Below are 18,306 nucleotides of genomic sequence, written 5' to 3'. Positions count from 1 at the left end.
CATTTATGAATGCTAACTAATAAAATCTAGCTTTGCGTCATGCTGAACTGGTTTCAGCATCTTGGTAGGAATACAGGAGACCCTGAAACGAGTTCAGGGTGACGTAGGGAAATATTGAAATAATGAATTAATGATTGCCCGTTAAGATTCCTAATGTAAGTTTTTGTCACCTTGAGCGGAGTCGAAAGGTCAAACAAAAACGTCTCAATACAACGGGATTTCTAACATCCCAGTAAATTAGGATGAGACCCTGAAACGAGTTCAGGGTGACGATATGGTTTAATCATTATCAGAGAAAAAAATATATTAAATTATAAATCGGAAATAAAAAATATGAAATTCCTCCCAAATAATAAAAAAGCACTTTTTCTCTTGTTCTTGGGAATGAATTCCTTTTTCATTTCAGCTCAAAATGCAAATAGAACTTATAAAAGTTTCGAACAGAAGGCAGATATCATAAACGTTAGTACCAATGATGGAATGTATAGATTTCAAGCCTATTCTCCTGAAATTATGGAGACCAGTTTTATTCCAGCTGGCGAAAAATTTGTTCCCGAGTCGTATTCAGTTGTTTTAAAGCCGACTAAGGTTGAAACCACTACTTCTGAAGACGCTTCCTCTGTAAAAATCAAGACCCCGGGAATTAATGTAGTAATTACAAAAAAACCTTTTCAGGTGAAATATTTCTTTGAAGGGGAAGAGGTGATTTCAGAAAAAACAGGCTATTCAAAGTCTGAAATGCATCAAAAATTGGATTTCAACATATCAGAATATGAAATGCTTTTTGGTGGAGGGGCTCGTGCCTTGGGAATGAACAGAAGAGGAAATAGATTGGAATTATACAACCGTGCACATTATGGCTACGGTACAAAATCTTCTCTATTAAATTACACCTTGCCAATTATATTGTCTTCAGAAAAATACATGCTGCATTTTGACAATGCTCCCATTGGGTTTTTGGACCTGGATAGTGATCATTCAAATACGTTGAGTTACGAGACGATAAGTGGCAGAAAAACCTATCAATTAATTGTTGGGAAATCATGGGAAAAGATCCTCGAGAATTACACGCTTTTAACCGGACGGCAACCCTTGCCACCGCGTTGGGTATTTGGAAATTTCTCTAGTAGATTTGGGTATCATTCTCAAGAAGAAGTGGAAAACACCATCGAAAAGTTTAAAAAAGACAGCATTCCCGTAGATGCCGTTATTCTGGATCTTTATTGGTTTGGTCACGACATCAAAGGTACTATGGGGAACTTGGAATTTGTAAAAGATTCGTTTCCTCAGCCCAAGCAAATGATTTCTGAACTTGCCGAAAAAGGGGTTAAAACGGTTTTGGTCACCGAGCCATTTATTTTGACCACTTCGAAAAAATGGGAGGATGCTGTTAAGCAAAATGTTTTGGCTAAAGACTCGGTTGGAAATCCCTTTAAATATGATTTTTACTTTGGAAATACCGGCTTGGTGGACATTTTTGATCCAAAAGCAAAAAGTTGGTTTTGGAATATTTATAAAGACCTTAAATCCTATGGTGTTGCCGGTTGGTGGGGAGATCTGGGAGAACCAGAGGTGCATCCAGCAAAACTACAGCACAGCATAGGATCGGCAGATGAGGTACATAATATCTATGGACATTATTGGGCAAAAATGATCAAAGAAGGTTACGATGCGGAATTTCCAGAAGAGCGACCATTTATATTGATGAGGGCGGGTGCTGCAGGATCACAACGTTTCGGGTTAATTCCATGGTCTGGGGATGTAAACAGAGGTTGGGATGGATTGAAGCCACAGCCGGAGATCAGCTTACAAATGGGACTGCAAGGCTTGGCGTATATGCACTCCGATCTTGGTGGATTTGCAGGAAATTTGGAGGACGATGAGTTGTATGTGCGTTGGTTACAATATGGGGTTTTTCAACCGATTTTTAGACCTCATGCACAGGAAGAAGTGGCGTCTGAGCCGGTGTTTAAAAAAGAAAAGACCAAAGCTGTGGCTAAAAAAGCCATAGAATTAAGGTATAAGTTATTGCCCTATAATTATACGTTGGTATTTGAAAATAACCAGTCGGGAAAGCCATTAATGAGGCCTTTGTTCTTTGAGGAACCGGAAAACTATAAGATGTATACAGTCTCCAATACCTATTTATGGGGAGATAGTTTTCTGGTTTCGCCAATTTTAAATCCGGGTGTTACTACCAAAGAGGTAATATTTCCAGCAACAAACAACTGGTTCGATTTCTATACGGGCGAAAAGTATTCTAAAGGAATTACAGCTTCTGTAAAAGTGGTAGAAGATCATATTCCGGTCTTTGTGAGGGGTGGCGCCTTTATTCCCATGGCAAGGCCAATGCAAACCACTGCCAATTATAATCCTTCGGTTTTAGATGTGCATTTTTATTATGATGTGCAAGCCAAAAACAGTAATGGCACAATATATAATGACAACGGGAGCACCCCGAATGCTTTTGAAAAAGGAATGTATGAAATCGTCAAAATGGAAGCTGAAGTCAATACTGGTGCAATCAATATCACAATTAAAAAAGAAGAAGGGGAAAATGCAGCTTCAGAAATAAAACTAATAAACCTACATATTGAAAACCTTGAAAAAGAAGTGCAATTTGTTTATGTAAACGGCATAAAATTCACGGGTAAAAACTATATGCACCTAGGGAATTTAAACATTCCTGTGAGATTCGATCAAACAGATACAAGTATAAAAATAGAATTCAATTAACTAAAAACCAAGTAGCTATGATCAAAAAAATAATAATAGCATTTTGCATGATTGCTGTAATGACATCTTGTAAAGACGAAAAAAAATTAGAAGTGGCTCAGGAAAAACCTGATGAAAAGTCATTTGCCATTGCCGAGTCTGATCTTGAAAATGGAGTGATCTACGAAGCCAATATTCGCCAATATTCTCCGGAGGGCACCTTTAATGCCTTCACGCAGGATATTCCGCAGTTAAAGGAATTGGGGGTAAAAGTGATCTGGGTAATGCCGGTATATCCTATTTCAGTAAAAAACAGGAAAGCCACAGGAGGAAAAATGGTCACTGAAATCGAGGATGAAAAAGAGCGTGAAAAATACCTAGGAAGTTACTATGCAGTTTCAGATTACACCAAAGTGAACCCGGATCTTGGAACTATCGAAGATTTTCAGAAGCTGGTAGATGTAGCTCATGAGAATGGAATGTTCGTGATCATGGATTGGGTGGCCAATCATACTGGATGGGACCATGCATGGATCACAGAGCATCCGGAATATTATACCCAGAATGAAAAAGGGGAAATTGTAGACCCTTTAAATCCAGAAACAGGAGAATCTTGGGGATGGACAGATACCGCCGATCTTAACTACGACAATAAAGAGCTTTGGGAAGCGATGACCAACGAGATGAAATACTGGGTGGAGAATCATGATATAGATGGATTTAGGGCCGATGTTGCCGGAGAAGTACCAACAGAATTCTGGAACCAGGCAGTAAGAGAGATCAAAGAAGTGAAGCCGGTATTTATGTTGGCAGAATCTGAAAAAAAAGATCTTTTTTATGATGCTTTTGATATGGGCTACAACTGGGAAGGTCATCATATAATGAATGAGATCGCTCAAGGAAAAAAAGGAGTTAAAGATTGGGATGCTTATATGACCAAGATCGATACCCTCTATCAAAAAGACGATTTCTTGATGAACTTTGTTACCAATCATGATGAGAACTCATGGAATGGGACTGTAAAAGAAAGAATGGGGGATGCAGGAGAAGCGATGTTGGCCCTTACATACACATTGCCGGGAATGCCATTGATCTATAGTGGGCAGGAATACGATTTGGATCGCAGATTATTGTTTTTCGAGAAGGACAGTATTCCAAGAACCAAAGGGAAAATTTGGCCGTTACTTGTAAAGTTAGGGCAACTTAAAAATAACAATAATGCTCTTGCAGGCGGAAAAAATGCGGCTGCTTATAGTAGGTTAAAAACCAACAAAGATGAACAGGTTTTGGCTTTTTCTAGAGGAAGCGGAGATGATATGGTGATTTATGTTGCAAATCTTACAAAGGCACCTGTAAAATTCAAAATGGAATTGCATGGAAAATTTCAAAATTATATGAATTCTGAAGAGTTGGACCTAAAGAAAGATATGGAGATGGAATTCAAACCATGGGAATACAAAATATTGATTAACAACTAAGTATTTTTCAAAAATCTTTAAAAAAGCCTCATTGTTGAGGCTTTTTTTATGAGTTATCAACCGAAAACGTTTTAGTAAAATAGCAGATTAGGATATAAGGATCAAATCAAATAGATTTACGGCAATGCATGGAAAAATAAAGAAAATAGGAGTGCTTACATCAGGTGGTGACGCCCCGGGAATGAATGCCGCGATACGTGCGGTGGTAAGAAGTTGTGCATTCGAGGAAATTGAATGTGTCGGGATTTATAGAGGATATCAAGGTCTCATAGAAAACGATTTTGAAGAATTGAATGCACGTTCTGTGCGAAATGTTATAAGTAGGGGGGGGACCTTTTTGAAATCTGCCAGATCCAAGGAGTTTAGAACAGAAGAAGGTAGAAGGAAAGCCCATGAAAATCTTTTGAAAGCCGGGGTGGATGCATTGGTGGTAATTGGGGGTGACGGAACTTTTACCGGAGCCTTGCTCTTTAATCAAGAATATAATTTTAAAGTTATTGGGATTCCCGCGACTATAGATAACGATATCAATGGCACCGATTTTACCATTGGGTACGACACCGCTTTGAACACGGTGGTGGAAGCGATAGATAAAATTAGGGATACCGCCAGTTCCCACAATAGGTTGTTTTTAGTAGAGGTAATGGGGCGGGATGCCGGAGATATCGCCTTAAATAGTGGAATTGGGGCGGGTGCCGAGGAGATTTTGATTCCCGAGGAAAATAGAGGAATAGAGCGCTTGGTCCAATCTCTAAAGAAAAGTAGAAAATCCGGAAAGACCTCCAGCATCATTGTAGTTGCCGAAGGAGATAAAAGCGGAAAAAATATTTTTGAACTGGCCGAATATATAGAGGAAAACCTGGAAGATTACGAAATAAGGGTTTCTGTGCTTGGCCATATACAACGTGGCGGCTCCCCGAGTTGTTACGATAGGGTGTTGGCAAGCAAATTAGGGGTAGGCGCTGTAGATGCTCTGGTAAATGGCGAACAAAACATCATGGTGGGCATACATCATCAGCAAATTGTTTCAGTACCTTTGGAAACAGCCATTAAAAACGGAGCGAAATACGATAAGAATTTAAGAAGAGTAGCTGATATTACTTCAGTATAAAAATTGAAAAATTAAAAATTATGAGTACTAAAATTGGAATAAACGGCTTTGGCCGAATTGGAAGAATAGCATTTAGAAATGCGATTTTAAATGATGCTGTGGAAGTTGTTGCTGTGAACGATCTTTTAGATGTGGATCAACTTGCATACCTATTAAAATACGATTCGGTTCATGGAAGATTTAATGGGGAAGTGGAAGTTAAGGACGGCCATTTGGTTGTAAATGGAAAAACCATAAGAATTACCGCAGAGCGTAATCCCGAAGATCTTAAGTGGGACGCGGCCAATGTAGAAGTTGTTTTGGATTGTACAGGAATTTTTACCACCAAAGAATCTGCCGGTGCCCATATTAAGGCTGGAGCAAAAAAAGTCGTGATTTCGGCACCGTCAAAGGATGCCCCAATGTTTGTGATGGGAGTGAACCATAAAGATGTAACGGCTGATGACACTATTGTTTCCAATGCCTCTTGTACTACAAACTGTTTGGCGCCCTTGGCGAAAATTATAGATGATGAGTTTGGATTGGTGGAAGGTTTAATGACAACAGTCCATGCTACCACTGCTTCAGAATATACTGTGGATTCCCCGGCCAAGAAAAATCATAGATTGGGCAGAAGTGCCTTAAACAACATCATTCCTACTTCAACAGGGGCGGCAGTTGCGGTTACCAAGGTAATTCCTTCTTTAAAAGGAAAACTTACCGGTATGGCTTTTCGAGTTCCCACGGTAGATGTTTCTGTTGTGGATCTAACGGTGAGAACTGAAAAAGCAGCTTCTTACGATGAGATAAAGGCGGCATTTAAAAAGGCTTCGGAAGGAGATTACAAAGGAGTGGTTGCTTATACTGAAGATATGGTGGTATCGCAAGATTTCGTATCCAATACCTATACCTGTAATTTCGATGCTGAAGCTGGCATTGCATTGAACGATAATTTCTTTAAATTAGTAGCTTGGTATGACAATGAGTATGCATATTCTGCAAAATTGGTAGAACTTGCAGCCTACATAGCTTCAATTTAGAAAATTAAAAAGCCATTTATTACTAGTTAAATTTGGAATAAATGGCTTATTTTATCTCATAAAGAAATTAAAATGATATTAATTGCCGATGGTGGTTCCACCAAATGTGACTGGATTCTTCTGAACCATAAAGGGGAACAGATTCTCCAAACTCGAACTAAAGGATTAAATCCCGCAGTTTTTCCGGAAGCGATGTTGGAACAACGAATTGCAGAAAATCCGGAACTTTTTGAAGTTAGAAACGAGATAGAACGGGTTCATTTTTTTGGTGCCGGGTGTGGAACAGAAGTTCCCCGCAAACTTTTACAAGATATTATCGCAAATTTTTTTACGAATGCTTCAGAAGTTTTAGTGAAGGAAGATATGGTGGCCGCAGCTTATGCAGCTACTACAGAACCCGGAATTGTATGTATTTTAGGTACCGGTTCCAATAGCTGCTATTTCGATGGCAAAGACGTGCATATGGCCGTGGAGTCTTTAGGATATGTCCTAATGGACGAAGCCAGTGGGAATTACTTCGGAAAAAGACTAATTAGGGATTACTATTATAAAAGAATGCCACCGGAGATCGCTGCTAAATTCGAAATAGATTTCAATTTGAATAGCGATGAGATTAAAAAGAACCTTTACAAGAAAGAAAACCCAAACACCTATTTAGCTTCTTTTGCAGAATTCATTTTCACCAATGAGCGCAATGGATATTTCTACAAATTAGTGCATGAGGGAATAAAGGAATTTATGCACACACGTGTACTTTCCATAAAACACGCTCAAACAGTACCAATTCATTTTATAGGAAGTATCGCTTTTTTTAGCCAGGATATTATTAGAGCGGTTGCACAACCTTACAATCTTGAGATAGGTAACATTATTCGCAGACCTATAGACGCACTTATAGAACACTACAGAAAAAATGTGTTAAATACCTAACAGTCAATCTACCATAAATTTTTACTACATTTAAATCAAAATGATAATTAGATGCTGGTAAAAGTTTATGGTAGTGCTGTTTTTGGAGTAGAGGCTACCACAATTACCGTAGAAGTAAATGTAGCAACCGGCATTGGGTATCACCTTGTAGGGCTTCCCGACAATGCCGTTAAAGAAAGTAGTTTTCGAATTGCTGCAGCGCTTCAGAACAATTCCTATAAATTTCCTGGCAAGAAGATCACTATTAATATGGCACCTGCAGATCTTCGTAAAGAAGGCTCTGCCTATGATCTTACCTTGGCTCTTGGCATTCTCGCAGCATCCCACCAGATAAAAGCAAAAAATATAGGTGACTATCTTATTATGGGAGAACTTTCCCTTGATGGAAGCCTGCAACCAATAAAGGGAGCTTTACCAATTGCAATAAAGGCTAAAGAAGAAGGATATAAGGGGTTTATACTGCCAATCCAAAATGTGAAAGAAGCCGCCATAGTTAGTGACCTCGAAGTATATGGCGTTTCCAATATTCTGGAAGTGATAAATTACTTCGATAAAGGAACTCCTTTGGAAAGAACTATTATAGACACCAAACAGGAATTTTATAACAGCCTAGATCATTTGGAACACGATTTTGCCGATGTAAAAGGCCAGGAAAGCATAAAACGCTGTATGGAGATCGCTGCAGCAGGCGGGCATAATATAATTCTTATTGGTCCGCCGGGAGCAGGAAAGACCATGCTGGCCAAGAGATTACCGAGTATTTTACCGCCAATGACACTTCATGAAGCTTTGGAAACCACCAAGATCCATAGTGTGGTTGGTAGAATTAAAGAGCATGTGGGTTTGATGTCGCAAAGGCCTTTTAGAAGCCCTCATCATACAATTTCAGACGTGGCACTTGTTGGCGGCGGCGCCTATCCACAACCCGGTGAAATTTCCTTGTCCCATAACGGGGTTTTATTTTTAGATGAATTGCCAGAATTTAAGCGGGGTGTCTTAGAAGTGATGCGCCAACCTTTGGAAGATAGGGAAGTTACCATTTCTCGTGCTAAATTCACAGTGACCTATCCTTCCAGTTTTATGCTGGTGGCAAGTATGAACCCGAGTCCGAGTGGGTTTTTTAATGATCCCGGTTCTCCAATGTCTTCTTCCCCGGGAGAGATGCAGCGATATCTTAGCAAAATAAGTGGGCCCTTATTGGATCGAATCGATATTCATATTGAAGTAACCCCTGTCCCTTTCGAAAAATTAAGTGAGGAACGCAATGGAGAAAAAAGTATAGATATAAGAAAAAGGGTGACCAAGGCCAGGCAATTGCAAACCAATCGGTTCAAAGAAAATGATAAAGTACATTACAATGCACAAATGAACGTTAAACAGATTGCAGCATATTGTAAATTGGAAGATTCTTCAAAGGAACTGCTGAGAATTGCCATGGAACGTTTGAATCTTTCAGCAAGGGCGTATGACAGGATTCTGAAGGTTTCCCGCACTATTGCCGATCTTTCTGAAAGTGAACATATTCAAGGAAGCCATATTTCCGAAGCAATTCAATACAGAAGTTTGGACAGGGAAGGTTGGTTAGGTTAAAATTATCCTACATAACTATCGCTTACATAAGATTTTAATACATTTGAGAAATATATTTAAAACACACCTACTTGAAAACAAAAATAACAGTATTGAGCCTTTTTCTTATCTTTTTGATAGGTTGTAAAGGAGAAGAGCGCACCAAAGCAGATACAGATAAGAATGTCAAAACTGATACTATATCAGATCTCGATATATCCTTGGATTCCATTTTAGGGTCAGAAGGTGTCGAACTCAATCTAGATCAGGCGAACAAACTTGCTGCTTTACCACTTGCTTGCATTCATACTGAATATCCCAACAAATTAGGACAGACTTTAGGCGGAATAGAAGATATTAAATCTCCTAAAGAATTACATCCTGCATTTTATGGTTGTTTCGATTGGCATTCTGCAGTCCATGCGCAATGGAGCCTGGTGAAACTGCTAAAACAATTCCCTAAACTGGAAAAAGCCGAGGAGATCAAGGCGAAATTGGAAGAATCGCTTTCTAAGGAAAATATTGCTGCCGAGCTAAAGTATTTTAAAACCGAGCATAACAAAGATTACGAGCGCACTTATGGATGGGCGTGGTTGCTTAAGTTATCGCAAGAGCTTCAAACCTGGGATTCTGATCTCGGAGAGGAGTTGGCAGGTAACTTAAAGCCGCTGTCAGACCTTATGGTTGCTAATTTTACTGAATTTCTTCCAAAGCTAATTTATCCTATTCGTGTGGGAGAACATACCAATACGGCATTTGCCTTGAGTTTTGCCTACGATTATGCCGAAGCAGTTAAGGACACAGAATTTCAGGCACTAATAGACAAGAGAGCGAAAGAATTCTATCTTAAAGACGATAATTGCCCTGTGACATGGGAACCAAGCGGATTCGATTTTCTATCCCCTTGTTTACAAGAAATAGATATTATGAGCAAGGTATTGCCAAAAGCAGCTTTTCCATTATGGATCAAAGATTTTATGCCAGAGTTGATGAATGAGGATTTTGATATGGCCGTAGGAAAAGTGTCTGATAGAACTGATGGGAAGTTGGTGCACTTGGATGGACTTAATTTCAGTCGTGCATGGGTGTTATATGGTTTAGCTAATAAGTATCCCGATAGATTTTCCCATTTAAGGGCCGTGGCAGATCGTCATGTTTCCAATTCTTTTCCCAACTTAGTAGGAGATAGTTATGAAGGAGGTCATTGGTTGGGCAGTTTTGCTTTATATGCCTTACAGGAATCCAAGCAGCAAAAGTGAAAAATTGGTTTAAAAATGTAGGTCCGGGAGTATTGGTTTCGGCTGCGTTTATTGGTCCGGGAACTGTCACGGTATGTACGCTGGCAGGGGTGAATTTTAAATTTGCCTTGTTATGGGCACTGTTGTTATCCATAATATCTTGTATCGTTCTCCAAGAAATGGCCGCAAGATTGGGGTTGGTGTCCCAGGCAGGCCTTAGTGAAAGCATAAGAAAAGAAATTCGGCAGCCTATATTTAGGGGTTTGGCAATTGCTTTGGTGCTTTCTGCAATTGTAGTAGGAAATGCGGCTTACGAAGCTGGAAATATTACAGGAGCGGTCTTGGGAATTACAGCGGTGATGGCGCCCTTAGAAGTCCAGATAGGCTCTTACTTTAGTCTTAATATTTGGAGCCTTGTGATTGGTGGAGTTGCATTTATATTGCTTTATATTGGAAATTTTAAAATTTTGGAGCGCGTATTTATAGGATTGGTGGCTTTGATGAGCATTTCGTTTATAATCACAGCTTTTCTTACCCAGCCGGATTTTACAGCTATTTTAGAAGGATTATTTATACCAAAACTAGGAGCCGATGGGATATTAACCGTAATTGCTTTGGTAGGAACCACGGTAGTGCCCTATAATTTGTTTTTGCACGCGTCCCTTGTAAGTGAGAAATGGAAAGATCCTTCCAAGCTTAAAACAGCTAGAAAGGAACTTACCGCAGCCATTATCCTAGGCGGGATAGTTTCTATGGCAATCGTGATCTCTGCTGCGGCCCCCAACCTTACAGATGTCTCCTCTGCGGCCGATTTGGCAGTAGCACTTAAGCCCCTATTTGGTCAATACGCTACTTGGTTCATCGCAACTGGATTGCTGGCGGCAGGAATTACTTCTGCTATTACCGCGCCCTTGGCGGCTGCCTATGTGGTTAAAGGATGTTTTGGATGGGAGAGCGGGATGAAGTCGGTTAAATTTAGGGCCGTATGGATAAGTATTCTTGGCCTGGGAGTCTTGTTCTCCTCTTTGAAGTTTAGTCCTATAGAGATTATTCGGTTTGCACAAATAGCCAATGGTTTGCTATTGCCCATTATCGCGATTTTCCTTTTCTGGATTGTTAATAAAACATCGGTAATGGGAAAATATAAAAATACCCTGCTCCAAAATATGTTGGGGATCATAATAATCGTAATTTCTATAGCTCTAGGTGCGAAGTCTATTTATTCGGTAGTGCAGAATTTCTAAAATCATTATCCATGAAAACAATTCATATTAACTGCGATCTAGGGGAGGGCGGAAAGTATGATGCCCAATTAATGCCACATATCTCGGCTTGTAATATTGCGTGTGGGGGGCATGCCGGGGATGCCGAAACGATGCTGAAAACAGTTTCCTTGGCTATGGAAAATAAGGTGGAAATTGGAGCGCATCCTTCTTACCCCGATAGGGAAAATTTTGGAAGACAGTCTTTGGATATTTCAGAAAAGGAACTCAAAAGATCTATCCAAGAACAGCTTTTTTTGCTTGCCGAAATAGTAAAAAAACAAGGTGGAAAATTAACACATATCAAACCTCATGGAGCACTTTATAATGATGCTGCAAGGGACGAAAAAATAGCTCAAACCGTCTTGGATGCTATCTTGGAATCTGGATTGGATTTAATGCTTTACGCACCAGAAAATTCGATGATTTCCAGATTGGCAGAAGGGAAAATCCCGGTGCTATTTGAAGCTTTTGCAGATAGGAATTACAACCCAAATTTCAGTTTGGTTTCGAGAGCAAAAAACAATGCATTGATCACTCAAAAGGAGGCCGTTTTCAAACATCTTTATTCGATGTTTTTTAAGGGTGAAATAGTCTGTGAAAAGAGCATAAAAATTCCTTCAAGAGCAGCTACTTTTTGTCTTCATAGCGATACTCCGAATTCGGTGGAAATACTTGAATATTTAGTTGAAAAATTCCACGCCCTGAATATTAAAATAACAAAGCCATGAAGCAGGAATATCCTCAAATAAAACCGATGGGCGAAAGGGCTATCTTGATCAATTTTGAACCAGAAATCAATGAAAATTCACTAAAAAAGCTTCTGAACCTTAAAAAGTTAATAGAAACTGGCATAATTGAAGATAAGGTTGAGGTAATTAATACATATCACTCGTTACTAATTGTTTACGTATATGCGATAGAAAATATCTATGATAAGGTTTCAGCACTAAAAGCCCTTGTTTCCAAGGCTAATATAGGAAAAAATATCGACTCACGGATCTATCATATCCCAGTATGTTATGAGGAAGAATTTGGACTGGATCTTGAGCTGATTTCAAGCGAAAATAAATTGAAGATTTCAGAAATAATCCATCTTCATACTTCTCCAGTTTATACCGTTTATTTTATAGGTTTTTTGCCCGGATTTTTATACTTGGGTGGCCTTGATAAGAAGCTTCAAATTTCAAGAAAAGCAAGCCCAAGAATGAAGGTGGAAAAAGGGGCTGTGGGCATAGGTGAAAACCAGACTGGAATCTATCCACAATCCAGTCCGGGCGGATGGCAAATAATAGGAAATTCCCCCGTGGATTTTTTTGATAAAAACACCTATCCTCCTTGTGTGATCTTGCCAGGGGATAAAGTGAAATTTTACTCGATCGGCAAGTCTGAATTCTTGCAAATATTTGAAGATGTAGGACGTGGTGAATTTGAATTAAAAAGCGAAAAACATCATGGGTGAAATTGAAGTTTTATATCCGGGACTATACTCTTCAATTCAAGATTTGGGCAGGCATGATTTTCGAAGATTTGGAGTGCCTCAAAGTGGGGCGATGGATTCTTATGCAGCAAAAAACGCAAACCTTATGTTGTCCAATTTGGAGGCTCATCCAATTTTAGAAATCACCCAGTTGGGACCTCAATTAAAATTTTATGAACCTACCCAAATTGCAATATGTGGTGCTTATTTGAACCCCAAAATTAATGATAGCCTTGTTTTGAACAATAAGGTTCTTTCAATTGAAAAAGGGGATATATTATCTTTTGGGAAAAGAAATAATGCTTGCAGGGCATATATTGCAATTGCCGGCGGTTTCAATTCAAAAAAAATACTGGAAAGTTATAGCTGGTATAATGGAATTACCCAAAAGCAGATGTTGCAAAAAGGGGATATAATTAGGTATTCTAGATTAGAACGACCCTTGCATGGTTTAAATGCAGCGGTTAAAGTGCCCGATGAATATTTAAGGAAATGTGGGATCAAAGTTTTTACAGGACCGGAATATGGATTGTTGTCCATTTTTCAGAAAAAGTTGCTTTTTGACTCGAAATTCCATTTGGATGTCCATAACAATAGGATGGCGCTTCAGCTTAAGGAACCTTTGGAAAATAATTTAACTCCCATTATTACGGGGCCGGTACTCCCTGGTACTGTACAATTAACCCCTTCTGGTAAATTGATAGTTTTAATGCGCGATTGCCAAACTACCGGAGGATATCCAAGGATTTTACAACTTAGTGAAGATGGCATAAATATAATTGCACAAAAAGTTGTGGGAGAACCACTTAATTTTCAACTGTTTGAAATAAAATAAAGATTTTAGCGTTTATGGATTAGTTAAAGGTTAGTTAAAGGTTAAAAAGATAAAAAGTGTCAATTAATCGTGTTTTAAAGATTTAAAGCCCTACCTAAAAATCAGTTTTCACTCTTAACGACACTTTTTTTAACCTTTAACTTATTAAGTTAAATAAATGAATACTCAAAAATAGATACGGCTCAGAATTTCTACAAGGGGTTTTTTCCCCTTTTTTACGGCATTAAATTTGTTGTATCCTATTTAGAAGTTAATATCTTCCAATTATAGTTTAAAATATTAAAACAAGAAAGTGTCGTTTTTTTGTGTTTTCAATCTCTTATCAGCCCCACCTAATAATAGATTACACATCCAACGACACTTCTTTCTTTTAAAACTACTACGTATTAGTTTCAAACCAAAGATATGTCACTATCTGTCCCATTACAAGGGGATTTTTCCCTTTTTTTTAATTTTTGTTGTTTTTAACTAAAGATGTGCACCTTAAGGTCCTGAATTAAAATAACATCTAGAATGCATTTTAAGCAATTAATTGTCCTTCCCAATTATTATTAACACATATCAATGCTTTTTTGATCCAAAACACTTTTAGCAGTACTAAAGTCACTCTAAACTTATAATACGCTAAAGGGGGATTTTTCCCCTTTTTTATGATTTGAAAGAATATGTTAAAGAAAAATTCTATTTTTAACAAAGTATTTTAGTAACATTCTATATTGGAAATCTAATAAATCTTAAAAAAAAATGGGTAGAAAAATTACAGTTGTGAAAGCAAAAAAGCTACAAAAAAAATGGTGGGATACCAGATTAATTGTTACCACCAACGGAGGGGAACATGAAGATACTTGCCAGTTCTTTTATACGGTAGAAGAGCTATTGACATATTTGGAGGAGGTAAAGACGAAATCTATACAACAAGGGATAGATAATCCCGGAATCAATATATGGTTTGGTGCTTACGATGCTACCGAAACAGAACCCAGTTTGGCTACTGTGTTTTTAGCTCCAACCAAAAGAGTAAAGTCTGATGATCCAGATAAGGAATATGAAGATGTTGCTAATGATGAGATAGAACCCTTTAATGGAACTACTGGTTTATGGCCCCCGGGAGAATATTAAATGCCACAAATAAATATGCTGGATTTTATAATAGAACACAAAATTTATATTGGTCTTATTTTTGAATTAATAGCAGCTATAAGTGGGAGTTATTATTTATTTAAAACCCCAAATGTCCAGAGGGATATTAAATATTTAGCATGGTTTCTATGGTATGTTTTTTTGTTGGATCTTAGTGGTTTATATGCTTTATGGTCGTTTTTTGATGATTATAAAACCTTTCCTTTTTTGGAAGATTCATTATTCCAACGAAATGTCTGGTTACACAATTGGAATCATTTAATAAGCATTTCATTTTACAGTTTTTTATTTATTAAACAGCTTGAAAGAGTTACTTATAAAAGAATTTTAAAGTTTGCTTTGTTTATTTTTATACTACTTGGAATATTTAAATTAACAAGTTCTAATCAGTTATTCTATTCTTATGATATGACTATTCTTATTGTAGGGGTGTTATTGTTAATTATTGCTATTGCCAGTTATTATTTTGAGCTGCTAATAAGTGATCAAATTTTAGATTTTAAAAATAATTTACTTTTTTACATTTCTGTTGGCCTTCTCATTTGGCACCTTTGTGTGCCACCAATTCATATTTACAGCGTGTATTTTTCGGTAGATAATATAGATTTTATTAAAATGCATTCAACCATTTTGAGGTATAGCAATATTTTTTTATATGGCATGTTTTCATTTGGGTTTATATATTGTGCACAGATAAAAAAGCTTCCAGAGATAACTAAAAATAGGAGTGCACGATAAAAGAGAATGAGGAATATTAAATAATTGAAGTGTTTAAGAAGATAGTTGATATTTTGTACAAGAAAATAAGAGTGAAAGGTTAAATTTCAGAAACTCATTTTTAAATTAATTATGCAGTTAATATTATAATTTTTTTGACATCATAATGTGTTTGTAGAGTTATCGAAAATTTAGTTGGTTTTTAGTTTACTCATCAACTAAAAAAAAAGCCATTTTCATAGTAATAATTAAAGTGAATGCCAATTTATTGCAAGAAAAGCAATGAATCTCAAACTAACAGTAGCCCCTACACTATAGAATATATACTAGTAACCTAAAAATATGTCCAGTGGGGTTAATCAAGAATTTAAAGAATTCTCCAAAGCCAATCACCATTAATTTTCCTTTAAACTAAATTTAATGGTGTACGTACAGTTCTCTATGTATATTTTAAAAGGATCCAGTGTCGTTGCCGGACTATATTTTCTTCTACACAATCCAAAAGATAAGACCACGCGGTTTTTTGTAGCCTTTTTGGCTTTGATTTTTCTTGTGGATATAGTTGGTTATATCCCAAGATTGATAAAATATAATGAGCCGCTTTATTTTTTAAAGGATACATTTTTACAAAATGATTATTGGCTTTATAATCCCTTTATAATAATAGGCTTTAGCATGTACGCCTGGTATTTTAGATTGGATTTAAAATCTAAATTGAGGAAAAGAATCATTGCTTTTGCAATTGTATTGCTAAATATTGTTGGATATGCCCAGCTTTTTTATGATCGGATTTTCTTTACGGCACATTCTAAATTGGTGTTTTTAATCGGTTTTTTGGTAATAATGATGAGTATCTCGTTTTATTACTATGAATTGCTTAAAAGTGATAGAATCTTAGTGGTTAACAAGTCGGTAAAAATGTACATTTCTATAGGCTATCTCTTTTATAATTTAATATGCATGCCTGTTTGGATGTATTCAGACAAGTATTATAATCACTTAAATCCAGGCTTTGCACAGCTATATAATTTTACCATTTCCCTTGCCCATATTTTAATATATGGAATCTATATCTTTGCGTTTATATATTGTGCTAAAAACAATGATCAAATAGACAATCCAAACAAATCTTCTGTTTATCGATGAATAAAATCCTTAAAAATATCGTAAACTTGTGTTAAATTAACGGTATTTCATGCTTGCCAAGGAAGAACTTTTATTAATTGTTTACTTTATCGTGGTCATTTTATTCTTGACCAGTTTTGCTATTATTTTCTTTATCACATTTCAGAAGCGCAAAAATAAATTACTGCTGGAAAAATTCGAGGCAGAGACCCGATTTGAAAATGAATTGGCACAATCCAAGATCGAAATCCAAGAACAAACCCTTAAAAATGTTAGTTGGGAACTGCACGATAATATAGGCCAATTACTTTCTGTGGCCAATATGCAGCTTAATATATTATCGGGCAGTGTGGATGCTTCAGCAAAACAATCTATAAAAGATATCAAAGAAGTAGTTTCCAATTCGTTACAGGAGGTAAGATCCCTGTCCAAATCCCTTAATAATGAGGTTGTGGGATATAGCGGAATCGAGGCTTCCATTAAAAATGAATTGTTAAGGTTTGAACGTCTGAATAATCTTGAAACAGAACTTAGCAGTACAGGTGAAGCAATTGAAATTATAGTCAAGGATTCCATCATACTTTTTAGGATTATTCAGGAATTTTTTTCCAATGCTATAAAGCACTCCAAAGCGACAAAATTGGAAGTTTTTATAAATTACCTGCCAGAAGAATTGCATTTAAAAATAAAAGATAATGGCGTAGGCTTCAATATAAGGGAAGTAACCAAAAGCTCCGGACTCTTAAATATGGAGAGTCGAGCATCGCTTATAAATACCGATTTCTCTTTGAACTCTAGCCCTGGCAATGGAACTTCTTTGTCCTTACACTATCCAATTAAAATTTTCCCCTATGAAAAAAACGATAATAATCGTTGACGATCACACGTTGTTTGCACAATCTCTTCAAGGCCTTGTAAATTCTTTTCAGGAATATGAGGTATTGGCAATTCTAAAGAATGGTAAAGAGCTAGTACACTATTTTGATGCAAATCATAAAAGGCCGGATATTTTGTTATTGGATATTAGAATGCCTATTAAGGATGGAATCGACACGATGGCTTGGTTAAAAGAACATTTCCCGGAACAAAAGACTTTGGCGCTTACTATGGAACATGATGAAGAGATCATCATTAAAATGGTGCGATTGGGGTGTAGAGGATATTTACTTAAGGATATAGAGCCAGAAGAATTTTTATATGCACTGCAATCAGTTGCAACAAGTGGATATTACTTTAGTAAGGAAATAGAAGAGGTGTTGGACCATCCTGCCACTAAGAAATATGGCGATCTTAGTACTCGCGAAATGGAATTCCTAAACTATGCCTGTTCAGAAAAAACATATAAAGAGGTTGCTGAAGAAATGAATTTAAGCCCCAAAACCATAGATGGGTATAGGGAAAGCCTGTTTTCCAAACTCCGGGTAAAAAGTAGGGTGGGGATGGTGCTTTTTGCAGTAAAGAATGGTATTGTGAAAATTTAGTTTTTTGTCATCCCGATCCCGAAAGCTTTCGGGAGAGGATTACCGATGCGGTAATTGTCATTCCGACGGAGAAGGAATCTCTTATTAAATAAATTTATTACTCCTTTGGGATCCATTACTGCTCCCCAAATCCCACTAAATATTCAACTTTTTACTCATTGCAAAATTCATGTTATTCATTTCAAACTGAAAGATTTCCGCAGTAT

The 18,306-nt window shown here is 37.2% G+C and carries 16 protein-coding genes; all 16 read left to right on the top strand.

What is annotated here, in order from left to right; translation table 11 throughout:
• The first annotated feature begins 333 nt into the window (after positions 1–333).
• A complete protein-coding gene (locus tag JM83_RS01055; RefSeq protein WP_144958557.1) occupies positions 334–2,736 on the top strand; it encodes a TIM-barrel domain-containing protein in 2,403 nt (800 codons plus the stop codon).
• A gap of 17 nt (positions 2,737–2,753) precedes the next feature.
• Complete coding sequence (locus JM83_RS01050) at positions 2,754–4,193, top strand: alpha-amylase family glycosyl hydrolase (protein WP_144958555.1); 1,440 nt, start codon at positions 2,754–2,756, stop codon at positions 4,191–4,193.
• A 124-nt stretch (positions 4,194–4,317) separates the two neighbouring features.
• Positions 4,318–5,304: a 6-phosphofructokinase gene (pfkA, locus tag JM83_RS01045; protein ID WP_144958553.1), complete on the top strand. Its 987-nt coding sequence runs from the start codon at positions 4,318–4,320 to the stop codon at positions 5,302–5,304.
• Positions 5,305–5,324: 20 nt separating this feature from the next.
• Complete coding sequence (gene gap, locus JM83_RS01040) at positions 5,325–6,323, top strand: type I glyceraldehyde-3-phosphate dehydrogenase (RefSeq protein WP_144958551.1); 999 nt, start codon at positions 5,325–5,327, stop codon at positions 6,321–6,323.
• A gap of 72 nt (positions 6,324–6,395) precedes the next feature.
• Positions 6,396–7,253: an N-acetylglucosamine kinase gene (locus JM83_RS01035; RefSeq protein WP_144958549.1), complete on the top strand. Its 858-nt coding sequence runs from the start codon at positions 6,396–6,398 to the stop codon at positions 7,251–7,253.
• 51 nt (positions 7,254–7,304) lie between these two features.
• Positions 7,305–8,843 carry a YifB family Mg chelatase-like AAA ATPase gene (locus JM83_RS01030; protein WP_144958547.1) on the top strand — a complete coding sequence of 513 codons (1,539 nt, stop codon included), beginning with the start codon at positions 7,305–7,307 and terminating at the stop codon, positions 8,841–8,843.
• A gap of 71 nt (positions 8,844–8,914) precedes the next feature.
• On the top strand, positions 8,915–10,081 hold the full coding sequence (locus tag JM83_RS01025; protein WP_261376293.1) for a DUF2891 domain-containing protein: 1,167 nt from the start codon (positions 8,915–8,917) through the stop codon (positions 10,079–10,081).
• Complete coding sequence (locus tag JM83_RS01020) at positions 10,078–11,304, top strand: Nramp family divalent metal transporter (RefSeq protein WP_144958545.1); 1,227 nt, start codon at positions 10,078–10,080, stop codon at positions 11,302–11,304. The genes JM83_RS01025 and JM83_RS01020 overlap by 4 nt, the downstream gene beginning before the upstream one ends.
• Positions 11,305–11,315: 11 nt before the next feature.
• On the top strand, positions 11,316–12,053 hold the full coding sequence (gene pxpA / locus JM83_RS01015) for a 5-oxoprolinase subunit PxpA (RefSeq protein WP_144958543.1): 738 nt from the start codon (positions 11,316–11,318) through the stop codon (positions 12,051–12,053).
• Positions 12,050–12,784, top strand: a complete 735-nt coding sequence (gene pxpB / locus JM83_RS01010) for a 5-oxoprolinase subunit PxpB (RefSeq protein WP_144958541.1) — start codon at positions 12,050–12,052, stop codon at positions 12,782–12,784. The genes pxpA and pxpB overlap by 4 nt, the downstream gene beginning before the upstream one ends.
• The gene (locus tag JM83_RS01005; RefSeq protein ID WP_144958539.1) at positions 12,777–13,637 is read left to right on the top strand and encodes a biotin-dependent carboxyltransferase family protein; all 861 of its coding nucleotides are present in this window, start codon (positions 12,777–12,779) and stop codon (positions 13,635–13,637) included. The genes pxpB and JM83_RS01005 overlap by 8 nt, the downstream gene beginning before the upstream one ends.
• A gap of 744 nt (positions 13,638–14,381) precedes the next feature.
• Positions 14,382–14,756, top strand: coding sequence for a hypothetical protein (locus JM83_RS01000; protein ID WP_144958537.1), 375 nt, complete (start codon positions 14,382–14,384; stop codon positions 14,754–14,756).
• A 15-nt stretch (positions 14,757–14,771) separates the two neighbouring features.
• Positions 14,772–15,515: a hypothetical protein gene (locus tag JM83_RS00995; protein ID WP_144958534.1), complete on the top strand. Its 744-nt coding sequence runs from the start codon at positions 14,772–14,774 to the stop codon at positions 15,513–15,515.
• 399 nt (positions 15,516–15,914) lie between these two features.
• Complete coding sequence (locus JM83_RS00990) at positions 15,915–16,640, top strand: hypothetical protein (RefSeq protein ID WP_144958532.1); 726 nt, start codon at positions 15,915–15,917, stop codon at positions 16,638–16,640.
• Positions 16,641–16,689: 49 nt separating this feature from the next.
• Positions 16,690–17,496, top strand: a complete 807-nt coding sequence (locus JM83_RS00985; RefSeq protein WP_144958530.1) for a sensor histidine kinase — start codon at positions 16,690–16,692, stop codon at positions 17,494–17,496.
• Positions 17,471–18,100 carry a response regulator gene (locus tag JM83_RS00980; RefSeq protein ID WP_144958528.1) on the top strand — a complete coding sequence of 210 codons (630 nt, stop codon included), beginning with the start codon at positions 17,471–17,473 and terminating at the stop codon, positions 18,098–18,100. The genes JM83_RS00985 and JM83_RS00980 overlap by 26 nt, the downstream gene beginning before the upstream one ends.
• Positions 18,101–18,306 lie beyond the last annotated feature (206 nt).

Origin of the sequence: Gillisia sp. Hel_I_86, assembly GCF_007827275.1 — a bacterium.
Taxonomy (GTDB): Bacteria; Bacteroidota; Bacteroidia; order Flavobacteriales; family Flavobacteriaceae; genus Gillisia.
This window is presented reverse-complemented; position numbering and strand designations above follow the sequence as displayed.

Excerpts from the sequence above, each read along its gene's own strand:
- JM83_RS01055 (WP_144958557.1), top strand. The coding sequence starts at position 334 with ATGAAATTCCTCCCAAATAATAAAAAAGCACTTTTTCTCTTGTTCTTG.
- JM83_RS01050 (WP_144958555.1), top strand. The coding sequence starts at position 2,754 with ATGATCAAAAAAATAATAATAGCATTTTGCATGATTGCTGTAATGACA.
- pfkA (WP_144958553.1), top strand. The coding sequence starts at position 4,318 with ATGCATGGAAAAATAAAGAAAATAGGAGTGCTTACATCAGGTGGTGAC.
- gap (WP_144958551.1), top strand. The coding sequence starts at position 5,325 with ATGAGTACTAAAATTGGAATAAACGGCTTTGGCCGAATTGGAAGAATA.
- JM83_RS01035 (WP_144958549.1), top strand. The coding sequence starts at position 6,396 with ATGATATTAATTGCCGATGGTGGTTCCACCAAATGTGACTGGATTCTT.
- JM83_RS01030 (WP_144958547.1), top strand. The coding sequence starts at position 7,305 with ATGCTGGTAAAAGTTTATGGTAGTGCTGTTTTTGGAGTAGAGGCTACC.
- pxpA (WP_144958543.1), top strand. The coding sequence starts at position 11,316 with ATGAAAACAATTCATATTAACTGCGATCTAGGGGAGGGCGGAAAGTAT.
- pxpB (WP_144958541.1), top strand. The coding sequence starts at position 12,050 with ATGAAGCAGGAATATCCTCAAATAAAACCGATGGGCGAAAGGGCTATC.
- JM83_RS01005 (WP_144958539.1), top strand. The coding sequence starts at position 12,777 with ATGGGTGAAATTGAAGTTTTATATCCGGGACTATACTCTTCAATTCAA.
- JM83_RS01000 (WP_144958537.1), top strand. The coding sequence starts at position 14,382 with ATGGGTAGAAAAATTACAGTTGTGAAAGCAAAAAAGCTACAAAAAAAA.
- JM83_RS00995 (WP_144958534.1), top strand. The coding sequence starts at position 14,772 with ATGCTGGATTTTATAATAGAACACAAAATTTATATTGGTCTTATTTTT.
- JM83_RS00990 (WP_144958532.1), top strand. The coding sequence starts at position 15,915 with ATGGTGTACGTACAGTTCTCTATGTATATTTTAAAAGGATCCAGTGTC.
- JM83_RS00985 (WP_144958530.1), top strand. The coding sequence starts at position 16,690 with ATGCTTGCCAAGGAAGAACTTTTATTAATTGTTTACTTTATCGTGGTC.
- JM83_RS00980 (WP_144958528.1), top strand. The coding sequence starts at position 17,471 with ATGAAAAAAACGATAATAATCGTTGACGATCACACGTTGTTTGCACAA.